Here is a 23929-nt window from a genome sequence, read left to right as displayed (position 1 = left end):
ATCGCGACGCGCCCGCTGGGAGGCCGGTGATGGGAACCACGGCACGCCGTCTGTGGTTGATCGGGGTGGGCGCGCTCTTCCTGTTTTATGTCCTCGGAACGCGGATCCCGGTGGGAGAGACGACACTGGCGGACACGCTCGGCCAGTGGCCGACCGCCGTGGTCGCCGGTGCCGCCGGTGCCTCCCTCCTGTACGCCTCGCGCCGCTGGGCGCGGACCGGGGCGGACTGGGCCGCGCACGTGGATGGGGCCGACGGCCCGGCCGCACTGCGCTACCTCGGGCTGGCCGCTCTGGCCTGGTGCGCGGGTGGGCTCACACACGCCATCACCCGGGCCTTCACGGGCGGATCCGGCATTTCCCTCACCCTGGGTGACCTCTTTGCCTTGGCAGCATTGCCACTCTTCGTGATCGGTTTCACCCGGTTCGCCCCGTGGCCGGGAGGGCTGCGCACGGCCACCCGGCACATCACCGACAGTTACGTGTGCGCCGCCGCCGTCTTCTCCGTGGTGTGGCTCCTGCTGTTCTCCCCGCTCTACGAGGAGCTGGGCGAGGGCGCGGGCCTGCTCGGTTTCGCGCTGGTCTACCCGGTCGCCGACATCGTGGTGCTGTGCCTGCTCATACCGCTGGTGTTCATGTCGCCGCACAGCACGCGGCGCGCGGTGCTGCTGGCGATCGGCGCGCTCATCATCATCGCCGCCTCGGACATGATCGGCGCCGTGACCCGATTGACCGGGCCCCCGGTTGCGGGCGGCATCGAGCAGCCCGTGCGCTTCCTCGGCTTCGCCCTGCTGGGCGCGCTGCCGTGGCTGGTGGAGCACCGCCCGGGCGCCGCGCCGCGCCGGATCACAGGCCGGGGCCTGTACCGGTTCGCGCCGGAGATCGCCGCGGTGGCCGCCGTCTTCGTGGCCACGGTCGTGCTCACCATCGGCGGCCTGAGCCTGCCCGGCGTCGCCGCGGTGCTGCCGCTGGCGGCCGGGACCGCGGTGCTGGTCCTGCTGCTGCGCGTCATCGGGATGCTGGAGGAGAACACCACCCTCTCCCGCATGGTGCGCAACCGCGAGGGGCACTTCAACGAACTCGCCCGCAACAGCGGCGACGTCATCCTCGTGCTGGACCGCGACGGCAGTGTCTTCTACATGAGCCCGGGCACGGCGGAGGCGTTCGGGTACCGGTTGGACGACGTCCTGGCCGCCCCGGTCACCACGCTCATCCACCCCGAGGACCTGGCGCGTACCAAGGCCGTCACGGACCTGTTCAGCGAACGCTCCGGCCAGGGTGTGCACCTGCGCCTGCGGGTACGCGCCGCGGACGGCACCTGGCGGCACACCTCCTCGACGATCTCCCTGTACGAACAGCCGGGCGAGCCGGACCGCCTGCTGGTCACGACCAGCGACATCAGCGCGCAGGTCGCCCTGCAGGACCAGGTGGAGCACCTGACCTTCCACGACGGGGTCACCGGGCTGCCCAACCGGGCCTACCTGGAGGAGCGGGCCAGCGACGTGCTGGCGCACCGGGCGATCAGCGAAGACCCCACGGGGGACGTCGCCGTGATCTTCCTGGACCTGGACGGCTTCACCGCGGTCAACGACTCCGCCGGTCACGTCCGCGGTGACCACATGCTGGGACAGGCCGCCCGCCGCCTGCGCGGGGAACTGGACTCGAACGCCACCCTGGCGCGCTGGGGCGGGGACGAGTTCGCCGTTCTGGTCGAGGACGTGCCCAAGGCGCAGCGCGTGGTCGACCTGGCCGAACGGCTGGGCCGCGTGATCGCCTCCGTACCCTTCCAGGTGGCCGACCGCGACATCGTGCTCACGGCCTCCATGGGTGTGGCCTTCGCCGAGCCCGCCACGGACAGCGGTGAGCTGCTGCGCAACGCCGACGTGGCGATGACCCGCGCCAAGGAGCGCGGGGCCGGGAACGTGGAGGTCTACGCCGCGCACATGCACGACATGGTCGTGTCCCGGCTCGAACTCCAGATCCGGCTGCGCGAGGCCCTGGCGGGCGGCGAGTTCTTCCTGGAGTACCAGCCGGTCGTCGACCTGGGCACGTCCCAGGTGACGGCGGTGGAGGCGCTGGTGCGCTGGGACCGCGACGGCGAGACGGTGGGTCCCGACGCCTTCCTGGGCGCGGCCGAGGAGTCCGGGCTGATCGTGCCCCTGGGGGAGTGGATCCTCCGAGAGGCCTGCGAGAAGGTCGCCGTGTGGCGGATCTCGGACTGGGACATCGGCCTGGCCGTGAACCTGTCCGTGAAGCAGATCCTGTCGCCGAGGTTCGTGGGGACCGTGGAGCAGGTGCTGGCCGAGACCGGCCTGCCCGCGGAGGTGCTGACCCTGGAGGTGGACGAGGAGGTCCTGCTCGAGGACGAGGGCGACGCCGTGCAGCGGCTCGGCGAACTGCGGGACCTGGGCGTGCAGCTGGCCATCGACGACTACGGCATGGGGTACGCGTCCCTGGCGCACCTGCGCGAGCTCAGCGTGGACGCCATCAAGATCGACCCGTCGTTCATCGCCGACCTGGGCCGCGACGACACGGTCACCCTGCTCACGCACACCATCATCCAGCTCGGCCGCGACCTGGGCGTGCAGGTGGTCGCCGAGGGCATCGAACGCCCGGAACAGCTGGAGCAGCTGCGCGTGATGGGCTGCGACCACGGCCAGGGCTTCCTGGTGGCCCGCCCGATGCCCGCCAACGGCGTGGAGTCCCTGGTCGGCGGAGAGGCCGGCGTCAACCTCTAGCAACACCACCTAGGCAAACCGGACCCAATGCGGATATAGCGCCGTTCACCTGCGAAGACGGGGATTGGCTCGCTAGTTTTCCGGCATGCCCTCCCATCAGCACGAGTTCCCCCTCGACCTGATCCGCAACGATCCAGCGTCGGTGGTGGAACTCCTCAAGGAGATGACCGGCAAACCCTTGCCGGAGTACACCCGCGTGCGCTGTGACGCCGCCGAGGCCACCAGCACTGCACTGACCCACCTGACCTCGGATTCGGTGGTGGTCTGCGAACGTCCGCCCTACCCCCACGAGAAGGGAAAGGAGCCGGTCCCGGTCCTCGGGATCATCGTCGAACCCCAGAACAGCCCGGACCCCCGCAAGTACTACCGATGGCCCGCATACGTGGCCAACACCCGGCTGCGCCTGGAATGCCCGGTGGTGCTCCTGGCGCTCGTGCCCACGTCGGCGCTGGCGAGCCGGTTCGCCGAACCGATCGACCTGGGGTGCGGCGAGGTCCGCCCCTTGGTCCTCGCACTGGACACCCTCACACCCGTCACCGACCCCAAGGTGGCCGCGGCCCGGCCGGTACTGACCGTCCTGGCTCTGGCCAACAACCCGACCGAGGACGGGGCGGCACTGGACGCGCTGCTCGAGGCCCTGAAAAGCCTCGATGCCTCGTCCACCTCGCTGTACTCTGACTATGTGATCGCGGCCCTTTCGGCCACAGCTCGCGGATCATTGGAGAAGCTCATGAAGCTGAAGGACTACGAGTTCAAGACCGAGCTGATCGGGCGTCCCTTCCGGGAAGGAAGGGAGGAGGGGCGTGCCCAGGGGCGTGCCGAGGGGCGTGCCGAGGGGCGTGTCGAGGCGCTTCTCGGCTTTCTCGAGGCCCGGGGGATCGAGGTGACCGAGGCCGCGCGGGAGCGGATCACCGGCACCACCGACATCGCGGCACTGGACACCTGGCTGCGCAGGGCGGTCGACGCCGAGCGGGTGGAGGACCTCTTCGGCGAGTAGGCCGGTGTGCACCGACTCCTCCCGTTAAGTCCGGCTTACGAACTGCGCGTCGTGCCCCTGCCCTGTGTCCTGCGTTACACAGAACAGGGGCCTCTTCTGTGTCTGTGCAGGTCAGGGCGGTGTTGTTTCAGGTACTGGAGTCGCATGCTGACATTTTCGTCTCGCATAGTGAGACAATATTAAGTTCTGGTTGACGGGCGACCGCTCCTTCGGCCAATGTTGTCAACGTGCAGAACAACTTCCTGATTCTCGTACTTGGTCGGCGCGCAGCCCACTGAGTTTCTTCTGCTGCGCGCCACCCCTCAACCGCCACCGGGCGGTGGGGGTTTTTTTATTGCCAAACCGGGCCGAGAGCCAGAACCACCGTTCCCAGAGCCGCTGTACCGCTCTGGACCCTCGCTGAAGGATCTTGAGATGACCGAGCAGATGACCGGCGCCCAATCGCTGATCAGGTCGCTGGAGCACGTCGGCGTTGACACTGTCTTCGGGATTCCCGGCGGCGCCATCCTCCCCGCGTACGATCCGCTCTACGACTCGCCCAAGGTGCGCCACATCCTCATGCGCCACGAGCAGGGTGCAGGGCACGCGGCCGAGGGATACGCCTACGCGACCGGGCGCCCCGGAGTGTGCATCGCCACCAGCGGCCCCGGAGCCACCAACCTCGTCACGCCCCTCGCCGACGCCCACATGGACTCCGTCCCGATGGTCGCCATCACCGGCCAGGTCGCGTCCCCGATGATCGGCACCGACGCGTTCCAGGAAGCCGACATCTGCGGCATCACGATGCCGGTCACGAAGCACAACTTCCTCGTCAAGGACGTCCGCGACATCCCCCGCACCATCGCGGAGGCCTTCCACATCGCCTCCACCGGCCGCCCCGGCCCCGTGCTCGTGGACATCGCCAAGGACGCCCTCCAGGGCACCACCGAGTTCGTCTGGCCCGAGCGCCTGGAGCTGCCCGGCTACCGCCCGGTCTCCAAACCCCACGGCAAGCAGGTCCGCGAGGCCGCCCGGATGATCGCCGACGCCAAGCGCCCGGTCTACTACGTCGGCGGTGGCGTCCTGCGCGCCGGTGCCGCCGCTGAACTGCGCGTCCTCGCCGAACTGACCGGCGTCCCCGTCGTCACCACGCTGATGGCCCGCGGGGTCTTCCCCGACAGCCACCCGCAGTACGTGGGTATGCCCGGCATGCACGGCGACGTCGCCGCCGTCGGCGCCCTCCAGAAGGCCGACCTGGTCGTCGCCCTCGGCGCCCGCTTCGACGACCGCGTCACCGGGCGGCTGGACAGCTTCGCCCCGGACGCCAAGATCGTCCACGCCGACATCGACCCGGCCGAGATCTCCAAGAACCGCCACGCGGACGTGCCCATCGTCGGCGACTGCCGCGAGGTCCTCGCCGACCTGGTCGTGGCGGTCCGGACCGACCAGGAGAAGGGCCGCACGGGCGAGTACGAGGCCTGGTGGAACCGGCTCAACCAGTTCCGTGCGAACTACCCCAAGGGCTTCGACACCCCCGACGACGGAAGCCTGTCGCCGCAGCTGGTCATCCAGCGCCTCGGCCAGATGGTCGGCTCCGAGGCCACCTACGTCGCGGGCGTCGGCCAGCACCAGATGTGGGCCGCCCAGTTCATCGACTACGAGCGCCCCGGCGCCTTCGTCAACTCCGGCGGGCTCGGCACCATGGGCTTCTCCGTCCCGGCGGCCCTGGGCGCCCAGGTCGGAGACCCGGACCGCGTCGTGTGGTCGGTCGACGGCGACGGCTGCTTCCAGATGACCAACCAGGAGCTCGCCACCTGCGCCGTCGAGGGCATCCCGATCAAGATCGCGGTGGTCAACAACGGCAACCTGGGCATGGTCCGCCAGTGGCAGACCCTCTTCTACGAGGGCCGCTACTCCAACACGGACCTGCAGACCTCCCCGATGGACGAGAAGGTCCGCATCCCCGACTTCGTGACGCTCGCCGAGGCCTACGGCTGCGTCGGCCTGCGCTGCGAGCGCCCTGAGGACATCGACGCGACGATCGAGAAGGCCATGGCCATCAACGACCGCCCCGTCGTCGTCGACTTCACCGTGAACCACGACGCCATGGTCTGGCCCATGGTCGGACCCGGTGTCAGCAACGACCAGATCCAGTACGCGCGCGACATGGCGCCGAACTGGGAACACGAGGACTAGGGCATGTTCTATGGACACATACCCTGCTGCGCGTCGCCCCCAGAGGCACTTGCACTGCGCATCTCTCAGGCGACAGCCAAACCCGGGCGGGCCTCCGCTGTGCGATGCTGCCGAGCTTGCGAGGCGGCGCACAGTGGGGGAACTCCTTCTTCGGCCTTGTGCCAGCACCGCCCACCCGTCGCCCGCCACCACCCTCAACGGACGCCTACGGCGCGGCACCTTCTGCCCGTCGCCCGCCACCACCCTCAACGGACGCCTACGGCGCGGCACCTTCTGCCCGTCGCCCGCCACCACCCTCAACGGACGCCTACGGCGCTGAGTCTCCTTCGCGACAGGCAGCACCCACAGAACACACCCTAGGAGATAGGCCGAACTACCATGAGCCGTCACACGCTATCCGTTCTGGTCGAGGACACCCCGGGCATCCTGGCCCGAGCCTCCGCCCTCTTCTCCCGTCGTGGGTTCAACATCGACTCGCTCAGTGTCAGCACCACTGAGTACCCCGGACTGTCCCGGATGACGATCGCGGTCAACTGCGACCTACACCCCTTGGAGCAGGTGACCAAACAGCTCAACAAGCTGGTCAACGTCGTCAAGATCGTGGAGATGGACACCACCGCGTCGGTGCAGCGCGAGCTGCTCCTGGTCAAGGTGAAAGCCGACGCGTCGAGCCGCACCCATGTGCTTCAGACGGCCGAGCTCTTCCGCGCACACGTCGTGGACGTCAGCCCGGACGTCGTCGTCATCGAGGCCACCGGCGACCCCGAGAAGCTCGATGCCCTGGTCAAGAACCTGGAACCCTTCGGGATCCGGGAACTGGTGAAGTCAGGGCTGGTCGCCCTGGGCAGAGGGCCCCGCTCGATCACCGACCGCTCCCTTCGGGCGGTCGACCGCAGCGCCTGACCCGGCTTCAGAAAGCGGTACAGGAGCCCCGCTCGAGCTGAAAGGCTGTCCGGGCACGGACGGACGGCCTTCCTCCCGCCCCAAAGAACGTGAGAAACAAGGAGTAACCCCAAGTGGCAGCAGAGATGTACTACGACGACGCCGCGGACCTCGCGCTCATCCAGAGCAAGAAGGTCGCCGTGATCGGTTACGGCAGCCAGGGTCACGCGCACGCGCTGTCGCTGCGGGACTCGGGCGTGGACGTGCGGATCGGTCTGGCCGAGGGCTCCAAGAGCCGGGCCAAGGCCGAGGAGGAGGGCCTGCGCGTCCTCACCCCCGCCGAGGCCACCCGCGAGGCCGACGTCATCATGATCCTGGTCCCCGACCACATCCAGCGGGACCTGTACGCCAACGAGGTCCTGCCGAACCTCGAGTCGGGCAACGCCCTGTTCTTCGCCCACGGGTTCAGCATCCGCTACGGCCTCGTCAAGGCCCCCGACGGCGTCGACGTCGCCATGGTCGCCCCCAAGGGCCCGGGCCACCTGGTCCGCCGCCAGTACGAGGCCGGGCGCGGCGTGCCCTGCCTGGTCGCGGTGGAGAAGGACGACAGCGGACAGGCCTGGGACCTGGCGCTGTCCTGGGCCAAGGGCATCGGCGGCACCAAGGCCGGGGCCATCAAGACCACCTTCACCGAGGAGACCGAGACCGACCTGTTCGGTGAGCAGGCCGTGCTGTGCGGCGGCACCGAGGAGCTGGTCAAGGCCGGTTTCGCCACCCTCGTCGAGGCGGGTTACCAGCCGGAGATCGCCTACTTCGAGTGCCTCCACGAGGTCAAGCTGATCGTCGACCTCATGTACGAGGGCGGCCTCTCCAAGATGAACTGGTCGGTCTCGGACAACGCCGAGTACGGCGGCTACACTCGCGGCCCGCGCCTCATCACCGAGCAGACCCGCGAGGAGATGCGCAAGATCCTGCGGGAGGTCCAGGACGGCACCTACGCCAAGGAGCTCATGGACGAGTTCGACGCCGGTCAGCCGACCTTCAAGAAGCGTCGTGAGGCCGAGCAGAACGAGCAGATCGAGAAGGTGGGCGCCGAACTGCGCCCCCTGATGAGCTGGCTCAAGGCTTAGCAGTAGTACACACGCCGCCGGGGCGGGGCACACGCCCCGCCCCGGCGGCGTGTGGAGGGAGGGTAGCGTCCGGCTGGGAGTCCCCGGGGTGAGACTTCTTTCGCCCGGTGGAGGCACTCCGCCCGAAGGGCTTCCCTACTCAGCTAGTAGACTTTGGACCGGCCGTCACTCCCGATCCGGGCAGCAGCCTCCACCTGCGCGATCGGGTCGCACCACCCGTAAAGGAACCGTTGTGACCAAACCCGTCGTACTCGTCGCGGAAAAGCTCTCGCCTGCAGGAATCGCGCTCCTCGAAGACGACTTCGAAGTGCGCCATGTGGACGGTGCCGACCGGTCCCAGCTGCTCCCCGCCCTGGCCGGTGTCGACGCCCTCATCGTCCGCAGCGCCACCCAGGTCGACGCCGAAGCGGTCGCCGCGGCCAGTCGGCTCCAGGTCGTCGCCCGCGCGGGTGTGGGGCTCGACAACGTGGACGTGGACGCCGCCACCAAGGCCGGCGTGCTGGTGGTCAACGCCCCCACCTCCAACATCATCAGCGCCGCCGAGCAGGCCATCAACCTCCTCCTCGCCAGCGCGCGCAACACCGCTCCCGCGCACAACGCGCTCATCAACGGTGAGTGGAAGCGGTCCCAGTACACGGGCGTGGAGCTCTACGAGAAGGTCGTCGGCGTCGTCGGCCTCGGCCGGATCGGCGCCCTGGTCGCCCAGCGCCTGCTGGCCTTCGGCACGAGGGTCATCGCCTACGACCCGTTCGTGCAGCCCGCCCGCGCCGCCCAGATCGGCGTCGAGATGGTCACCCTGGACGAGCTGCTCGAGCGCAGCGACTTCATCTCCATCCACCTGCCCAAGAACAAGGACACCCTGGGCCTGATCGGCGACGATGCGCTGAGCAAGGTCAAGCCCTCGGTGCGGGTCATCAACGCCGCGCGCGGCGGCATCCTCGACGAGGAAGCCCTCTACCGGGCGCTCAAGGACGGCCGTGTGGCCGGTGCGGGCATCGACGTGTTCGCCAAGGAGCCCACCACCGACAGCCCGCTGTTCGGGCTCGAAAACGTCGTCGTGGCGCCGCACCTGGGTGCGAGCACCAACGAGGCCCAGGAGAAGGCGGGTACGCAGGTCGCCCGTTCGGTGAAGCTGGCCCTGTCGGGCGAGTTCGTTCCGGACGCGGTGAACGTACAGGGCACCGGTGTGGCCGAGGAGATCAAGCCGGGCCTGCCGCTCACCGAGAAGCTCGGCCGGGTCTTCACCTCCCTCGCCGGCGCGCTCGCCGCCCGGATCGACGTCGAGGTGCGCGGCGAGATCGCCCAGCACGACGTGAAGGTCCTGGAGCTGGCCGCGCTCAAGGGTGTGTTCACCGACGTGGTCGAGGACGCGGTGACCTTCGTGAACGCGCCGCTGCTCGCCAAGGAGCGCGGTGTCGAGGTCAACCTCATCACCAGCGACGACAGCAGCGACTGGCGGAACCTGATCTCCGTGCGCGGTGTGCTGGCCGACGGGACCCGGGTGTCGGCGTCGGGGACGCTGACCGGTCCCCGCCAGTTCGAGAAGCTGGTGGAGATCAACAACTACACGATGGAGATCGACCTCGAGGAGCACATGGTGTTCCTCTCCTACGACGACCGCCCCGGCATCGTCGGCATCGTCGGTGCGCTGCTCGGCGACTCCGAGGTCAACATCGCCGGGATGCAGGTCATCCGGGACCAGGAGGGCGGCAAGGCGCTGATCGCCCTGACCGTGGACTCGGCGGTGCCGGACGACATCCTGAACTCGATCTCCACCGAGATCGAGGCCGAGATCACCCGCCAGATCGACCTGGAAGACTAGCGCCCCCAACCGGGGCCTGCGGGTCCGCTCGCTTCAGGGTCGTGCCATCTCGGGTGGCACGGCCCTTTTGTCATGGTTCGCCGGTTGTGCTTATCGGCTGTGAACTGCGGCGACGCGAATTCGTCTCACATGGTGAGAATCTCTGGTCATATAGTTGGACATCCGATATTCTGACGTCCTAGGAGTCAGCGGTTTCGGCCCCACCGCCGGAACCGCGGTCCATCGCCTAGCCGACTCCCACAGGAATCCGCGACGGCGACCCCGGCAGACGACCCCGCCGGGACGAGCTCCTGCTTCTCCCGTGGACAACGTCGCCCACGTTCCGCGCCCGCAGAGGCCTGTCCGGCACAGATCGCCGCGCGACCTCGGACGCATGTCACCGTTCAACGCCGACGGCCGAGCCGTAAGCTCCCGCCGTCGCGCAGTGCATCCGGAGAGTCACATGTACGACATGATCGAGTACCCGTCCACGCCCGACACCGACGACGAGATCGCCCGCGCCCTGCAGGACGCGATCAACCGCCGCGACTAGAGGCTGAGGTTCGCCTGAGGTCCAGATCCGGCCAGAGAGCCCGCTCTCGGAGCTCGCAGGAGGTGGGGCGGCGGCGCCGGTCCGCGGGGCCGGTACAGTTGTCTCACCTACTGTTCATCTGATCTCGCCATGTGAGAAATCATCGGTGGGACCACGTCTGAGTTAGAGGCAGTCCGTATGGCAGCGCGCACCGTGAAACTGGCCGTCATCCCCGGCGACGGGATCGGCTCCGAGGTGGTCGCCGAGGGCCTCAAGGTGCTGGAGGTCGCGGCCTCCCAGTTCGACCTGGCCGTCGAGACCACCGAGTACGAACTGGGTGCCAAGCTCTGGCACCGCACCGGTGAGACGCTGCCCGACTCGGTCGCCGCCGAGCTCGCCCAGCAGGAGGCCATCTACCTGGGCGCGGTCGGCGACCCGTCCGTGCCCAGCGGGGTCCTGGAGCGCGGCCTGCTCCTGCGCCTGCGCTTCGACTTCGACCACTACGTCAACCTGCGCCCCGTGCGCCTGTACCCCGGCGTGGACAGCCCCCTGGCGGGCGTGACCCCCGAGGACATCGACATGCTGGTCGTGCGCGAGGGCACCGAAGGCCCCTACGCGGGCGCGGGCGGCGTGCTCCGCAAGGGGACCCGGCACGAGATCGCCACACAGGACAGCGTGAACACCCGCTTCGGCGTCGAGCGCGTGGTCCGCTATGCCTTCGAGAAGGCCGCGGCCCGCCCCCGCCAGCAGCTGACCCTGGTGCACAAGGACAACGTCCTCACCTACGCGGGCGACCTGTGGCAGCGCGCGGTCAAGGAGATCGGGGCCGAGTACCCGCAGGTCTCCGTGGACTACTGCCACGTCGACGCCGCCGCGATGTTCTTCGTGAACCAGCCCGGCCGCTTCGACGTGGTCGTCACCGACAATCTGTTCGGCGACATCATCACCGACATCGGCGCCGCCATCACCGGCGGCATCGGGCTGGCCGCCAGCGGTAACATCAACCCGGACAACACCTTCCCCAGCATGTTCGAGCCGGTCCACGGCTCCGCGCCGGACATCGCCGGCCAGGGCAAGGCGGACCCGACCGCCACCGTGCTCTCCGCCGCGACCATGCTTGAGCACCTGGGAGTGCCGGAGGCCGCCCGTCGGATCGAGGCCGCGGTCTCCGCGGACCTGAAGACCCGTGCGGCCGACGACGCGGTCCGGTCCACCACCCAGATCGGCGACGACCTCGCCGCGCGAGTAGCCGAGCAGGGCTGACGCGACCACGGTCGGCCCTGCCTTTCCGGAGCGCGGCCAGCCGACACAGCCAGCTGTGACACGCCAGCGGGCGCGCTCTGAACCGCGCGCCCGCTGCCTGTGTGTGGATCCGGTCTGGCGACGGGTGCGCTGATCCGACAGACTAGATCCCAGGTCGGCGGCGCTGCCGACCCGTTGCACCCGAGAGGACCACCGACAATATGAACAACAACGCCACCACCACTGGCTTGACGTTCGACATCCAGCTCTCCGACCAGCGGAAGACCCCGCAGGAACGCGAGGCACTGCTGGAGAATCCCGGGTTCGGTCAGGTGTTCACCGACCACATGGTGACCATCCGCTACACCGAGGGCAAGGGCTGGCACGACGCCAAGCTGGAGCCGTACGGCCCGCTGACTCTGGACCCGGCCACGGCCGCCCTCCACTACGCGCAGGAGATCTTCGAGGGGCTCAAGGCCTACCGCCACCCGGACGGCACGCTCGCCTCGTTCCGCCCCGAGGCCAACGCGGCCCGCTTCAACAAGAGCGCGGCGCGCATGGCGATGCCGGAGCTTCCCGAGGAGCTCTTCCTCAAGTCGATCGAGCTCCTGCTCGCGCACGACGGGGCGTGGGTCCCGTCCAAGGAGTACTTCAGCCTGTACCTGCGGCCGTTCATGATCGCCACGGACGTCGGCCTCGGGGTCAACCACCCGTCGCGCACCTACATCTACATGCTCATCGCCTCGCCGGTGGGCTCGTACTTCTCCGGCGGCGTCCAGCCGGTGACGGTCTGGCTGTCCAAGGACTTCACCCGCGCCGCCCCGGGCGGTACCGGCGCCGCCAAGTTCGCGGGCAACTACGCCGCGAGCTTCCTGGCCCAGGCCCAGGCGGTCGAGAAGGGCTGTGACCAGGTCGTGTGGCTCGACGCTCGCGAGCACCGCTGGGTCGAGGAGATGGGCGGCATGAACCTGTGGTTCGTGTTCGGCGAGGGCGAGAACGCCCGCTTGCGCACGCCGCCGCTGACCGGGACCCTGCTGCCGGGCATCACCCGCGAGTCGCTGCTGACCCTCGCCCCGGACCTGGGCATCCCGGCGGAGGAGGAGCCGATCTCCATCGAGGAGTGGAAGGCCGCGGCCGAGTCCGGTGAGCTGACCGAGGTCTTCGCCTGCGGCACCGCGGCCGTGATCACCCCCGTCGGCCACGTCAAGAGCGACGACGGCGAGTTCACCGTCGGCGACGGCCAGCCCGGCCCGGTCACCATGCGCCTGCGCGAGGAGCTGGTGGGCCTGCAGACCGGCCTGCGCACCGACAAGCACGGCTGGATCACCACGTTCTAGCCGACCGCTGACGCCTTCCCGAGGGCCGTCCGGTCACGGCCGGGCGGCCCTCTCGTGTTGTTCGGAAGCTCCGCAAGTGTCCGGTCTGAGAAATTTGTGTCTCAGCCAGTGAGACGTTTGGGCTCCGAGCTGCGTCTCACCGGCTGCCGTATGGCACACTGGCCGCATGCTGTCCCAGGTACTCATTATTTCGGGGCGCGCTGGCTGACGACTTCCCGCGATGACGCAGGGAAGAATCCGGACCCTGCCAGCGCGCTGACCTCTCGTGTCCACGAGGGGTCTTTTTTATTGGTCGGGACCGCCATACACAGCATCCACCTTCGGGAGTTCCACCCATGAGGGACGACAGTTTCCACGTCTTCGACACCACGCTGCGCGACGGAGCACAGCGCGAGGGGATCAACCTGCGGGTCTCCGACAAGCTGGCCATCGCGAAGCTGCTGGACGACTTCGGGGTGGCGTTCATCGAGGGGGGCTGGCCCGGCTCCAACCCAAAGGACACCGAGTTCTTCCAGCGGGCTTCACAAGAGCTCACGCTGGAACACGCGCGACTCACCGCGTTCGGCGCGACCCGCCGGGCCGGTGTGCAGGCCGCCGACGACCCACAGGTGGCCGCTCTGCGCGACAGCGGCGCGTCGGTCGTCACCCTTGTCGCCAAGAGTGACGACCGACACGTCGAAAAGGCCCTGCGCACGACCCTCGACGAGAACCTCGCCATGGTCGCCGACACCGTCTCGCACCTGGTCGAGCACGGCCAGCGCGTGTTCGTGGACTGCGAGCACTTCTTCGACGGCTACCACCACAACCCCGAGTACGCACTGTCCGTCGTCCGCGCCGCCGCCGGAGCCGGAGCGGACGTCGTCGTCCTGTGCGACACCAACGGCGGCATGCTCCCCAGCGACGTCACCCGCGTGGTCACCGAGGTCCTGGGGGCCACCGGCGCCCGCCTCGGCATCCACGCCCAGGACGACACCGGCTGCGCGGTCGCCAACACCCTCGCCGCCGTGGACGCCGGCGCCACGCACGTGCAGTGCACCGCCAACGGCTACGGCGAGCGCGTGGGCAACGCCAACCTCTTCTCCGTGGCCGGAGCGCTCAGCCTCAAGTACGGCCGCGAGGTGCTCCCCGACGGCTGCTTGGCCGAGATGACCCGCGTGGCCACCGCCATCGCCGAGATCGTCAACCTCGCCCCCGACACCCACCAGCCCTACGTGGGGGTGTCCGCCTTCGCCCACAAGGCCGGGCTGCACGCCTCGGCGATCAAGGTCGACCCCGACCTGTACCAGCACACCGACCCCGAACTGGTCGGCAACCGCATGCGCATGCTCGTCTCCGACATGGCCGGGCGCGCGTCGATCGAGCTCAAGGCCGAGGAGCTGGGTGTGGACCTGGCCGGCGACCGCGCCCTGTCCGGCCGGGTCGTGGAGCGGGTCAAGGGCCTCGAACTGTCCGGCTACAGCTTCGAGGCGGCCGACGCCTCCCTGGAGCTGCTGCTGCGCGAGGAGCTCGGCGAGCCGGTCCGCTACTTCGAGACCGAGTCCTGGCGGGTCATCACCGAACGCCGCCCGGCCGTCGGCGCCAGCCCGCTGTCCAGCGACTACGAGAGCCTCACCGAGGCCACCGTGAAGCTCCTGGTCAAGGGCGAGCGCGTCATCGCCACCGCCGAGGGCAACGGTCCCGTCAACGCCCTGGACCGGGCGCTGCGGAGTTCGATGGAGAACGTCTACACGGCCTTGGGTGGGCTGGAGCTGACCGACTACAAGGTCCGCATCCTGGAGGGCACCTCCGGCACCAACGCCATCACCCGGATCCTCGTCTCCATGAGCGACGGAGTGACGGAGTGGACGACGGTGGGTGTGGGCCCGAACGTCGTGGACGCCTCCTGGGTGGCGCTGGAGCAGGCCATCACCTTCGGGCTCCGGCAGCAGGGCTACCCGCAGGGCTGACCCGCGCCGGAAGCCCGTTCCCGGCCGCCTGACCCCTGAAGACGCCGGGGCTTGTCCCCACCCACCATCGGACGGGGCGGACGCAGAGGGAACGAAGAGGGGGTGCCGGGGCGACAGAGTGGTCCCAGCGCCCCCCTTGTACTCGCAGCGCGCGTCAGGCGAGGACGATGTCGTCGCCGTCGACGCGGATCTCGACCTCCTCGAGGGGGCTGTCCGCGGGGCCCTCGGTGGGGGACCCGTCCTCGATGGAGAACCGGCTGCCGTGGCAGGGGCACGCGATCTCCCCGTCGGCGACCTCGTCCACCGGGCAGCCCTCGTGCGTGCAGCTGGTGGAGAAGGCCCGGAAGGTGCCCTCCTCGGGCTGGGTGACGACCACCTCGTGATCACTGAAGATGGTGCCCTCGCCGACCGGGACCTCGTCGGTGGTGGCGATGGGGCCGTCCGCGTCACCGGGTTCTCCGCCGCCGTTCCCGCCATCGGTTCCGTTCCCGTCGTCGGCGGCCTGGTCGCCGCCGCAGGCCGTCACCACCCCCACCAGGGCGCCGCCGCCGACCGCGCCGAACGCGGAGCGCCTGGTCACCTCGGGAAGGACGGACTCGGAACGGGGCTTGCGGCAATCACACATGCGGCCTCACTCTCTCGCCCGGTGCGGGGCGGGCGGACTACGGCGCGGGGTGCGGGCCCCGCGCAGACGACGGGCGGCCCCGGTCGCGGTGGGGCCGGGTCCGGAACACACTAGAAGCGCCCCGCCTCAGGGGGAACACCGCTGTTGCCCACGAACCCTTCGTTGTGTCTTCTTCGTTGCGCAGCCCGTGCCGGATTGGTCGCGAGGGGAACGTGCCGGATCGGTCCCGACGGGAGCTAGGGGTTCACCCAGCCGTTGGCCTCGCAGCCCTGGAGGTCCAGGGTCTGCTGCTGCATCACCGGGGCGGGCTCGCCGTCGCCGGGGCAGTCCACGTGGCCGTGCCCGAACGTGTGGCCGACCTCGTGGTTGATCAGGTAGATCCGGTAGGTCTCCAGGTCGTCCTCGAAGTGCTCGACGCCCGACACCCAGCGGTTCTGGTTGATGATGGCGCGGTTGCCGTTGGCGCAGGACACGAACCCGTTGGTCTGGAGAGGCGCGCACATGCTGTCCACCGTGTCCGGTGCGGCCAGCAGGACCCGGATGTCGGCGTCGTCGCCGTCCACCCGCTGCAGCGAGCGGTCGCCGTCCTCGCCCCAGCTGCGCGGGTCGCCCAGGATCTCCTCGACCGCCTCGACGAAGTCGTCGTTGTCCCCGGGCAGGCCCTCTTCGACCTCGACGGCGAAGGTCGTCAGCGAACCCTCGCCCATGACCTCGCTCTCACCCTCCATGACCTCCATCTCGCCGTCCGCGGAGTCGACCTCCTCCTCCACCGAACGCTGCAGGACCGGGAGGTCCTCCTCGTCGTCCTCGTCCGGTGACGGGCTGGGCGAGGGGCCGTCCGCCCCCGCCTCGGAGTCGGCGGAAGGGTCGGGGGTCGGGTGGCGGCGGCCGTCCTCTTCGGGCACCCCGTCTCCTACGGGGCCGCCCGCGGAGGTCTCCTGCGGCGAATCCGGGTCGGCGTCGGGCTCGGGCACACTGACCATCAGCACAGCGGAGGCACCCGAGACCAGGCACAGGCCGAGCGCGAGACCCATGGGGTACCTGCGCGGTCGGCGGTGCTTGGCGCGGGAAGCTTTGCGGGGCACGAGGCTCAACCTCTCGACGGTGGACGGTGGTACCGACGGTCCCCGGCGGAGGAGGCGGGGCCTCCGGCGCCTTCCGACGGCCGCGGGGACGCGCCGACCGGGTGCGGTCGGGAAAGGCGCCCCCACGGGGTGGCCGGGTGTCATGACAGCCACCCTGGGCGGTGTTCTCGCCCACCTGGGCGAGCCGCCTACTCCCGGAGCGGACAGCTCCCGAGAGTTTCGGACAACGCACCCAGCATGCCAGAGATCGCCCCCACAGAGGGCCAAGCGGCGCCCCAGGAAGTATCGGTGTGTCACGGCTTCGGTTGTTTGTCTTCGCCGTCCCAACCCTCACCCGTACCCGCTTCTGCGGCGTGTGCGCGGAGGCGCCTGGGCAGGACCTGCCCCTTCGCCGCTACGCTGCAAGCGGCAAGAGCGAGTCAAGCAGGGCTGCTGGGAGGCAACAGGTGCGTATCGCGAGGTTCGCGGCCGGTGATGAGGTCGGGTTCGGCCTGGTCGAGACGGACACGGACACGGGGGAGGACTTCGTCGCCCGGCTGACGGGCCACCCGTTGCTAGGGGACATCAAACTCACCGGTGAGCGGGCCAAGCTCGCCGACGTGCGCCTGCTGTCACCGGTCCTGCCCACCAAGGTCGTGTGCATCGGCAAGAACTACGCCGAGCACGTCGCCGAGATGAAGGACATCACCGGGGAGTCCACCGAAGAGCCGGTGGTCTTCCTCAAGCCGTCCACCGCGGTCTCCGGACCGCACGACCCCGTGTTCTACCCGACGATCTCGGAGCGGGTCGACTTCGAGGGCGAGCTGGCCATCGTCATCTCCCGGCCCTGCCGCGAGGTGCCCCGGGAGCGGGCCAAGGACGTCATCCTCGGCTACACCGTCGCCAACGACATCACCGCCCGGGACCTGCAGAAGCAGGACAAGCAGTGGACCAGGGCCAAGGGGTTCGACTCCTTCTGCCCGATCGGCCCGTGGATCACCACCGGGTTGAGCATCGAGGAGGCCCAGGACCTCGCGGTCACCACCACGGTCGACGGGGAGACCCGCCAGGACGGGCGTACGTCACAGTTGATCCATGACATTCCGGGCATCATCTCCTATGTCACCTCGTTCATGACCCTGCTCCCGGGCGACGTGCTCCTGACCGGCACCCCCGCCGGCGTGGGCCCCGTCGAGGTCGGCCAGGAGGTCGCCGTCACCGTGGAGCGCCTGGGCACCATCAGCAACCGGGTGGTCACCCGGGACTGACGGCCAGATGAGGGCCGCGCACGGGCCCGCGCCGTGTGCGGCCCCGGGGCGTGAACGCCGAACACGCCCGAACCCGGGGCCGGTGCGTGCGGCACCGTCCCACCGAGCGGAAGGTCTGATCACTTGTCCCGGCGACGCAGTTACGTCCGACCCGCTTTCTTCGCGAGCGTCTTCACGCTCGTCCTGGCCCTCCTGGGCTCGGGCCTGTGGATGCTGACCCGCCCCGGGCCCGACGAACCCGAACGCCCTTCCGAGCCCGAGGCCCCATCGGACCGGGGCCAGAGCCAAGTGCGCCTGATGCTGGCCGGGGACTCCATGACCCAGGGCGCCGACGGCGACTGGACCTGGCGTTACCACCTGTGGAACCACCTGGAACCGCACGTCGAGGGACTGGACTTCGTCGGCCCTTTCACCGCCCCCGCCACCCCGGAGCAGATCGTCCCGCCGGAGCTCAGCGGCGGCGAACCCGACGAGGGCGACCCCGGAACCGTCGAGTACCGGGACCCGGACTTCGACCAGGACCACAACGCACGCTGGGGCCGCACCCTGGCCGACGCCGCCACCACCATCCACCGGGACGTGCTGTTCCACCGGCCGGACGTCCTGTGCGTGATGATCGGCCTCAACGACCTCGTGTACCCGATCACCGCCGCCGAGATGGAACAGCGGCTGCGCACCTACGTGGAGGGTGCCCGCGCGGCCAACCCCGGCATCCGGATCCTCATCGCCGAGGCGCTGCCGATCGCGCTCGCCGACACCGACGACGGATTCGCGCTGCGCGTGTACGTCTACAACGAGCTCGTGCGCTCGTTGGCCGAGGAGCTGTCCACCGAACGCTCCCCGGTCGCCAGCTTCGACCTGGCCAAGGCGGAGGACTGGGACGTGGTCACGGACACCTACGACGGCACCCACCCCAACGACGACGGCGAGATCAAGATCGCCGCGGGCTTCGCGGACGCCCTCTCCCGAGAGTACGGGTTGGGCCCGATGCACGCCCGCCCGCTGCCGATCAACCCCTGACCGCCGCCGGCCGCCTGACCGCCGCCGACCGACCCTGGTCCGCTGCCGGGCTGCCCTTGGTCCTCCGCTGGTCCGCGGTACCGTCCACCGCGGTGCCGGGACTTCCCACAGGTCATCCCGTGCCGCGGATACCCTGGGGTCCGTGACTGAGACTCCGATTCGTACCCGCTTCGCCCCTTCCCCCACGGGCATGTTCCACGTCGGTGGCGCACGTTCCGCGCTCTTCAACTGGGCGCTGGCCCAACAGCAGCCCGAGGGCCGCATGGTGCTGCGCATCGAGGACACCGACGCCGCACGCAACCGTCCCGAGTGGACCGACGGCATCATCCGCGCGATGGCCTGGATCGGCATCGACTCCGAGGACCCGCACTTCGAGGGTCCCTACTACCAGTCGGCCTACGTCGACCAGCACCGCGAGAGCGCGCAGGAGCTCTACCGCTCCGGGCGCGCCTACTACTGCGACTGCACCCGCGAGCAGGTGCAGGAGCGGCGCGACAACCCGAACTTGGGCTACGACGGCTTCTGCCGCGACCGCGGCCTGGTGCCCGGGCCGGGGCGTGCGCTGCGCTTCCGGGTCCCGGAGGGCGGCCCGACGGTCGTGGACGACCAGGTCCGCGGCCGCGTGGAGTTCGACCACGCGTCCATCGAGGACTTCGTGATCGCCCGCGCCGACGGCTCCCCGCTGTTCGTGCTGGCCAACGTCCTCGACGACGTCGAGATGCGGATCACGCACGTCATCCGCGGCGAGGAGCACCTGTCCAACACCCCCAAGCAGCAGCTGCTGTGGGAGGCGCTGGGCCTGACCCCGCCGGTGTGGGCGCATCTGCCCGTCATCGTCAACGAGCAGCGCAAGAAGCTGTCCAAGCGCCGCGACAAGGTCGCCCTGGAGTCCTACCAGGACGAGGGCTACCTCGCCGAGGCGATGGTCAACTACCTGATGCTGCTGGGCTGGGCGCCGGGCGACGACCGCGAGATCATGCCGTGGCCCGAGATGGTGCCGCTGTTCCGCATCCAGGACGTCAACAGCTCCAGCGCCTTCTTCGACGAGAAGAAGCTGCGGGCCTTCAACGGTGAGTACATCCGGGAACTGAGCGTCGAGGACTTCATCGAGCGCTGCCAGCCGTGGCTCACCGGGAAGGACACCCCGTGGGACGCCGCCGACTACGACCCCGAGGTCTTCGCCGCCGTCGCTCCGCTGGCCCAGAGCCGCGTGGCGGTCCTCAGCGAGATCGTCCCCAACGTGGACTTCCTGTTCCTGGGGGAGCCGGTCGAGGACGAGAAGAGCTGGCGCAAGGCGATGAAGCCCGGTGTCGGCAAGGAGATGGTGGAGGCCGCTCTGGCGCGCTACGCCGACCCCGAGCTGGTGTGGGCCGCGGACGACCTCAAGGCCGCCACCGAGGAGACCGGGGCCACGCTCGGCCTGAAGCTGGGCAAGGCCCAGGCGCCGGTCCGCGTGGCCGTCACGGGACGGACCGTGGGCCTGCCGCTGTTCGAGTCCCTGGAGCTGCTCGGCCGAGAGCGGGTCCAGGCTCGTCTGGAGGCCGCTCTGGAGCGCCTGCGCGCCGAGGAGAAGGCCGGCCAGGAGAGCTGATCGGGGCGGGGTGGCCGGGCCCACAGCCCGGTCGCCCCGGTTTCCGTTCGCGAGCACTCAGAATGTCCGCTAGAGTTAAACACGTCGCCGAGGGGGACAGGGCAGCGAGAAGCTACCGGGTCCTCCCAAAGCATTGGCCTATGGTGTAATCGGCAGCACGGCTGATTCTGGTTCAGTTAGTCTAGGTTCGAGTCCTGGTAGGCCAGCGCATGATCGCGGTTCGCCGCGATCGGCACGGGTCTTCGACCCAGGTGCGCCCCCGTCGTCTAGTGGCCTAGGACGCCGCCCTCTCAAGGCGGTAACGGCGGTTCGAATCCGCTCGGGGGTACCAACGGGAAGAGGCTTCCACACGGTGGAAGCTTTCTTTCTGGCCGGTGTGCACCACCGGTGTCCGGTTCGAGTGGGTATCGTGGTTTCACGGTTCAGCTCGCACCGACTAGGCCCCCGTCGTCTAGTGGCCTAGGACGCCGCCCTCTCAAGGCGGTAACGGCGGTTCGAATCCGCTCGGGGGTACGCGATCACCAGGCTCCATCCACAGGATGGGGCCTTTCGTGTGTCCGGGGCGGCCGCCGAGCCGCGGGGCTCAGCGGAGGGCCAAGGAGTTCCGGCCCCGCGGATCCCGGCCCGCCCGGAGCTCACTCCGCGTGGGCGACCAGCTCCTCTAGTTCCTCCATCGGGCCCCCGGCGGCGATCAGCATGGCGGCGAGCTGGTCGAGCAGCCAGTCCGCCAGCTCGTTCCGGGACATCTCCCGGTCGCGCAGCCAGAACATCACCGCGGTCTCCACCGCCGACACCCAGCAGCGCAGGGCCAGCACCAGCCGGGGCGAGGGATCGCTGATACCCACCCGCTCCAGGATCAGGGTCCGCACACCGTCACGGACCCGGTCGATCTCCGCTTCGGTCTCCTCCGTCGCGATCACCGAACCCCCGTTCAGCAGGGCGGTGTAGGACGGTTCGTAGGAGTCCGCGAAGTCGACGAAGGTCCGCAGCGCGAGCCGCAGCTGCTCCAGCGGCGGCAGGTCGTCGGGCGGGACCAACCGCGGCATGAGCTCGGACATGGCCTGCTCCAGCGCGGCCCGCCGCAGCTCCGCCATGTTGGGGAAATAGCGGTAGACCAGGGCCCGGGAGACATCGGCCTCCTCGGCGATCTCCTCGGGGGTGACGTCACCCGGCGGGCGCCGCGCGAACACGCGCAGCGCCGTCCGGATCAGGTCCTCCCTGCGTTCGTGTGGCGCCATGCGGCGTCGTCGCCGCTCGGTGCCCGGCACAGGGGCCGGGCCCGCCGGAACCGTCACCCGCGCCTGGTGACGGCCGGCCCTGTGGGACACCACCGTTGTCGAAACCTCCCGAGCCCTCACGGGCTTGCTCGAATCCGTCCTCTCCCCGAAACTATCGCGCCCCGCACCACCTCACAGGTCCAGCACCAGCTGTTCCCCCTCGTCTGCACGGGAGACGCACAGGGCGAACTCCCCGCCGCGCGGCGAGCCGCCGGTGGGCCGGTCGCGGTGGTCGGGCACGCCCTCCAACAGTCCCACCCGGCAGGTGCCGCAGAAGCCCTGACGGCACGAGTAGGCGGTCTCGGGGCGCACCTTCCGCACCGCGTCCAGCGCCGACTCGTCCTCCGGGACCGAGAGCACCGGGCCGGAGCGGCCCAGCCGCACCTCGAACCGGCGGCCGTCCACGATGGGCGCCGGTGAGAACCGCTCGGAGAAGAACGGGGTACCGAGGGGCGCCCGTTCCCGCAGCGCGTTGATCAGCGGCGCGGGACCGCACACGTACACGGCCGTGCCCGGGGTGAGGCCGGCCAGGACCTCCTCTGCGTCCGGGGTCCCGTACTCGTCGTCGGGACGTACGAACACGTCCGCGCCCTCGGGCAGCTCGTCCTGGAACGGCATGCTCTCCCGGTTCCGGCCCGTGTAGACGAACCGGAAGTCCCGGCCGGCGCTGTGCGCCGCCCGCACCATCGGCAGGATCGGGGTGATCCCGATGCCGCCCGCCACGAACAGGTACCGCTCGGCGCGGGCGAGGGGGAAGGCGTTGCGCGGGCCGCGCAGCCCGACCGTGTCCCCCTCGGTGAGCCTGTGCGCCATCCCCGAACCCGTACCGCCCTCGATGAGGCGCACCGCGATCCGGTAGGACGAGCGGTCGGCCGGGTCGCCGCTGAGGGAGTACTGCCGCACCACGCCGTCGCCCAGCACCACGTCCACGTGGTGACCGGGCTGCCAGCGGGGAAGGGACGCACCGGGTTCGGCGGGGGACAGGGTGAGCACCGCGACATCCTCCGCGGGGCGCTGTACGCGGGCCACCCGCACCGGAAGGTCGCCGGAAGGATCCGGGACGGGGTGCCCGGGCCGCCACGTCGAGGTGACCGGTTCGATGCGCTTGGCCAGCCGCTCCAGGGCCAGCATGAACCGGTCCGGGCGCTTCCCGCGGCCGAACAGGGAGACGGGGGAGCGCGGGTTCGCGTAGGACTCGGAGCTGTGCTTGACCCGGCGGTCACGGTCGCCGGTCACCGGGCGGCCCCTTGCTCCGCGGAGTCCTGCTGTGCGGAGCCCTGCTCGGTGGCCTCCTGCACCTCCGGCTGCTTCTCGGCGCCCTTCTTCGCGGCCTCCTGCTCGGCGGTGTCGGCGGCTCGGGCGGCGGGGGAGACCGCCAGGTAGGCGACGGCCTGGCTGGTGGAGCCGTGGTGTGACGGGTGGTACTTGCGGTGCAGGTACTCGGGGACGGCCCGGGCCAGACGGCCCAGGTGCGGGATGAGCCCGCGCTTGCCGTCCCGCAGCGCCCAGGAGGCCTTGGGTGTGCGCCCGTTGATCCTGCCCCTCAGGTAGGGGTCGTTGGCGATGAGGAAGCGCACCCCGCGCACCCACAGCGACGCCAGGGCCAGGGCTGCCACACCCATCGTGACCGCGCGGCGCGGGTAGCCGCCGTCCAGGTGCATGTACAGGTCGTAGGCGACCGCGCGGTGCTCGACCTCTTCGGCGCCGTGCCAGCGCAGCAGGTCCAGCATGGTGGGGTCGGTGTCGACCTCGTCCAGTTTCTTGGCGTCCAGGACCCACTGGCCCAGAACGGCCGTGTAGTGCTCGATCCCGGCGATGACCGCCAGCCGGGTGCGCAGCCAGGCGAACTCGCGGGCCCCGGACAGGTCGCGGTCGCCGAGGACGACCCGGAACATCCAGGCGATCTGCTCGACGTAGGGGCGCGGGTCCAGGCCGTGGGCGTCCATGTGGTCGAGTACGCCCGCGTGCGCCTCGGCGTGCACGGCTTCCTGGCCGATGAAGCCGAGCACCTGTTCGCGGAGCTCGTCGTCGGTGATGTACGGGACGGCCTGCTTGAAGACCTCCACGAACCACCGCTCGCCCTCGGGCAGGAGCAGGTGCAGCACGTTGATGACGTGGGTGGCGAAGGGCTCGTTCGGGATCCAGTGCAGGTCCAGCTCGCTCCAGTCGAACTGGACGTCGCGGGCGTGCAGGACGAGGCGGTCGGGTTCGTCCACGTCTGGGGCGGCGGATTTGGGGGCGGTGGAGCGGTCGGTGGTCATGATCGGCCTCCTGGTGGCAGCGAGGTGGGCAAAGGGGAGGGGGCGG

17 protein-coding genes and 3 tRNA genes are annotated in these 23929 nt (G+C 69.7%); 15 read left to right on the top strand and 5 right to left on the bottom strand.

The features are described from left to right. Nucleotides 1–29: 29 nt before the first annotated feature. The 9 genes from ACYVDG_RS00415 (at nucleotide 30) to cimA (ending at nucleotide 14777) form a co-directional block, all read left to right on the top strand. Nucleotides 30–2735, top strand: coding sequence for a putative bifunctional diguanylate cyclase/phosphodiesterase (locus tag ACYVDG_RS00415; RefSeq protein ID WP_460745536.1), 2706 nt, complete (start codon nucleotides 30–32; stop codon nucleotides 2733–2735). 85 nt (nucleotides 2736–2820) lie between these two features. Further along, entirely contained in the window at nucleotides 2821–3732 is a 912-nt protein-coding gene (locus tag ACYVDG_RS00410; RefSeq protein ID WP_460745534.1) for a hypothetical protein, read from the top strand. Nucleotides 3733–4146: 414 nt separating this feature from the next. Next, nucleotides 4147–5907 (top strand): acetolactate synthase large subunit, encoded by a 1761-nt coding sequence (locus tag ACYVDG_RS00405; protein WP_460745532.1) that lies wholly within the window; start codon nucleotides 4147–4149, stop codon nucleotides 5905–5907. A gap of 378 nt (nucleotides 5908–6285) precedes the next feature. Beyond that, nucleotides 6286–6810 carry an acetolactate synthase small subunit gene (gene ilvN / locus ACYVDG_RS00400; protein ID WP_460745530.1) on the top strand — a complete coding sequence of 175 codons (525 nt, stop codon included), beginning with the start codon at nucleotides 6286–6288 and terminating at the stop codon, nucleotides 6808–6810. 113 nt (nucleotides 6811–6923) lie between these two features. Then, nucleotides 6924–7919, top strand: a complete 996-nt coding sequence (ilvC, locus tag ACYVDG_RS00395; RefSeq protein ID WP_460745528.1) for a ketol-acid reductoisomerase — start codon at nucleotides 6924–6926, stop codon at nucleotides 7917–7919. 232 nt (nucleotides 7920–8151) lie between these two features. Next, nucleotides 8152–9741, top strand: a complete 1590-nt coding sequence (gene serA / locus ACYVDG_RS00390) for a phosphoglycerate dehydrogenase (RefSeq protein ID WP_460745527.1) — start codon at nucleotides 8152–8154, stop codon at nucleotides 9739–9741. A 709-nt stretch (nucleotides 9742–10450) separates the two neighbouring features. Then, complete coding sequence (locus ACYVDG_RS00385; RefSeq protein WP_460745525.1) at nucleotides 10451–11515, top strand: 3-isopropylmalate dehydrogenase; 1065 nt, start codon at nucleotides 10451–10453, stop codon at nucleotides 11513–11515. 200 nt (nucleotides 11516–11715) lie between these two features. Then, nucleotides 11716–12831 carry a branched-chain amino acid aminotransferase gene (locus ACYVDG_RS00380; RefSeq protein WP_460745523.1) on the top strand — a complete coding sequence of 372 codons (1116 nt, stop codon included), beginning with the start codon at nucleotides 11716–11718 and terminating at the stop codon, nucleotides 12829–12831. Between the two features lie 335 nt (nucleotides 12832–13166). Then, a complete protein-coding gene (cimA, locus tag ACYVDG_RS00375) occupies nucleotides 13167–14777 on the top strand; it encodes a citramalate synthase (RefSeq protein ID WP_460745521.1) in 1611 nt (536 codons plus the stop codon). 154 nt (nucleotides 14778–14931) lie between these two features. Here cimA and ACYVDG_RS00370 read toward each other — a convergent pair whose 3' ends face one another. Together ACYVDG_RS00370 and ACYVDG_RS00365 are read right to left on the bottom strand one after the other, a co-directional pair. Beyond that, nucleotides 14932–15357, bottom strand: coding sequence for a Rieske (2Fe-2S) protein (locus ACYVDG_RS00370; protein ID WP_460745519.1), 426 nt, complete (start codon nucleotides 15355–15357; stop codon nucleotides 14932–14934). A 281-nt stretch (nucleotides 15358–15638) separates the two neighbouring features. Continuing rightward, nucleotides 15639–16436 (bottom strand): DUF3152 domain-containing protein, encoded by a 798-nt coding sequence (locus tag ACYVDG_RS00365; RefSeq protein WP_460745838.1) that lies wholly within the window; start codon nucleotides 16434–16436, stop codon nucleotides 15639–15641. A 497-nt stretch (nucleotides 16437–16933) separates the two neighbouring features. Between ACYVDG_RS00365 and ACYVDG_RS00360 the strand changes: the two genes are divergently transcribed. The 6 genes from ACYVDG_RS00360 to ACYVDG_RS00335 all read left to right on the top strand — a co-directional run bounded on the left by ACYVDG_RS00360 (nucleotide 16934) and on the right by ACYVDG_RS00335 (nucleotide 20858). After that, complete coding sequence (locus ACYVDG_RS00360) at nucleotides 16934–17734, top strand: fumarylacetoacetate hydrolase family protein (protein ID WP_460745517.1); 801 nt, start codon at nucleotides 16934–16936, stop codon at nucleotides 17732–17734. Between the two features lie 123 nt (nucleotides 17735–17857). Continuing rightward, a complete protein-coding gene (locus tag ACYVDG_RS00355) occupies nucleotides 17858–18754 on the top strand; it encodes a GDSL-type esterase/lipase family protein (RefSeq protein ID WP_460745515.1) in 897 nt (298 codons plus the stop codon). A 142-nt stretch (nucleotides 18755–18896) separates the two neighbouring features. Then, nucleotides 18897–20345, top strand: coding sequence for a glutamate--tRNA ligase (gene gltX / locus ACYVDG_RS00350; protein WP_460745513.1), 1449 nt, complete (start codon nucleotides 18897–18899; stop codon nucleotides 20343–20345). 134 nt (nucleotides 20346–20479) lie between these two features. Beyond that, nucleotides 20480–20551, top strand: a tRNA-Gln gene (locus ACYVDG_RS00345). 49 nt (nucleotides 20552–20600) lie between these two features. Beyond that, nucleotides 20601–20676, top strand: a tRNA-Glu gene (locus ACYVDG_RS00340). 109 nt (nucleotides 20677–20785) lie between these two features. Next, a tRNA-Glu gene (locus ACYVDG_RS00335) sits at nucleotides 20786–20858 on the top strand. Between the two features lie 122 nt (nucleotides 20859–20980). Here ACYVDG_RS00335 and ACYVDG_RS00330 read toward each other — a convergent pair. The 3 genes from ACYVDG_RS00330 to ACYVDG_RS00320 form a co-directional block, all read right to left on the bottom strand. After that, nucleotides 20981–21583, bottom strand: coding sequence for a TetR/AcrR family transcriptional regulator (locus ACYVDG_RS00330; RefSeq protein WP_460745511.1), 603 nt, complete (start codon nucleotides 21581–21583; stop codon nucleotides 20981–20983). Between the two features lie 171 nt (nucleotides 21584–21754). After that, nucleotides 21755–22858 (bottom strand): PDR/VanB family oxidoreductase, encoded by a 1104-nt coding sequence (locus ACYVDG_RS00325; protein WP_460745509.1) that lies wholly within the window; start codon nucleotides 22856–22858, stop codon nucleotides 21755–21757. Continuing rightward, the gene (locus tag ACYVDG_RS00320; protein ID WP_460745507.1) at nucleotides 22855–23883 is read right to left on the bottom strand and encodes a metal-dependent hydrolase; all 1029 of its coding nucleotides are present in this window, start codon (nucleotides 23881–23883) and stop codon (nucleotides 22855–22857) included. The genes ACYVDG_RS00325 and ACYVDG_RS00320 overlap by 4 nt, the downstream gene beginning before the upstream one ends. Nucleotides 23884–23929: the final 46 nt, after the last annotated feature.

The organism is Nocardiopsis oceani (assembly GCF_054777395.1).
Note: the sequence above shows the minus strand (reverse complement) of the source record. Positions and strands in the feature narration are given on the sequence as shown.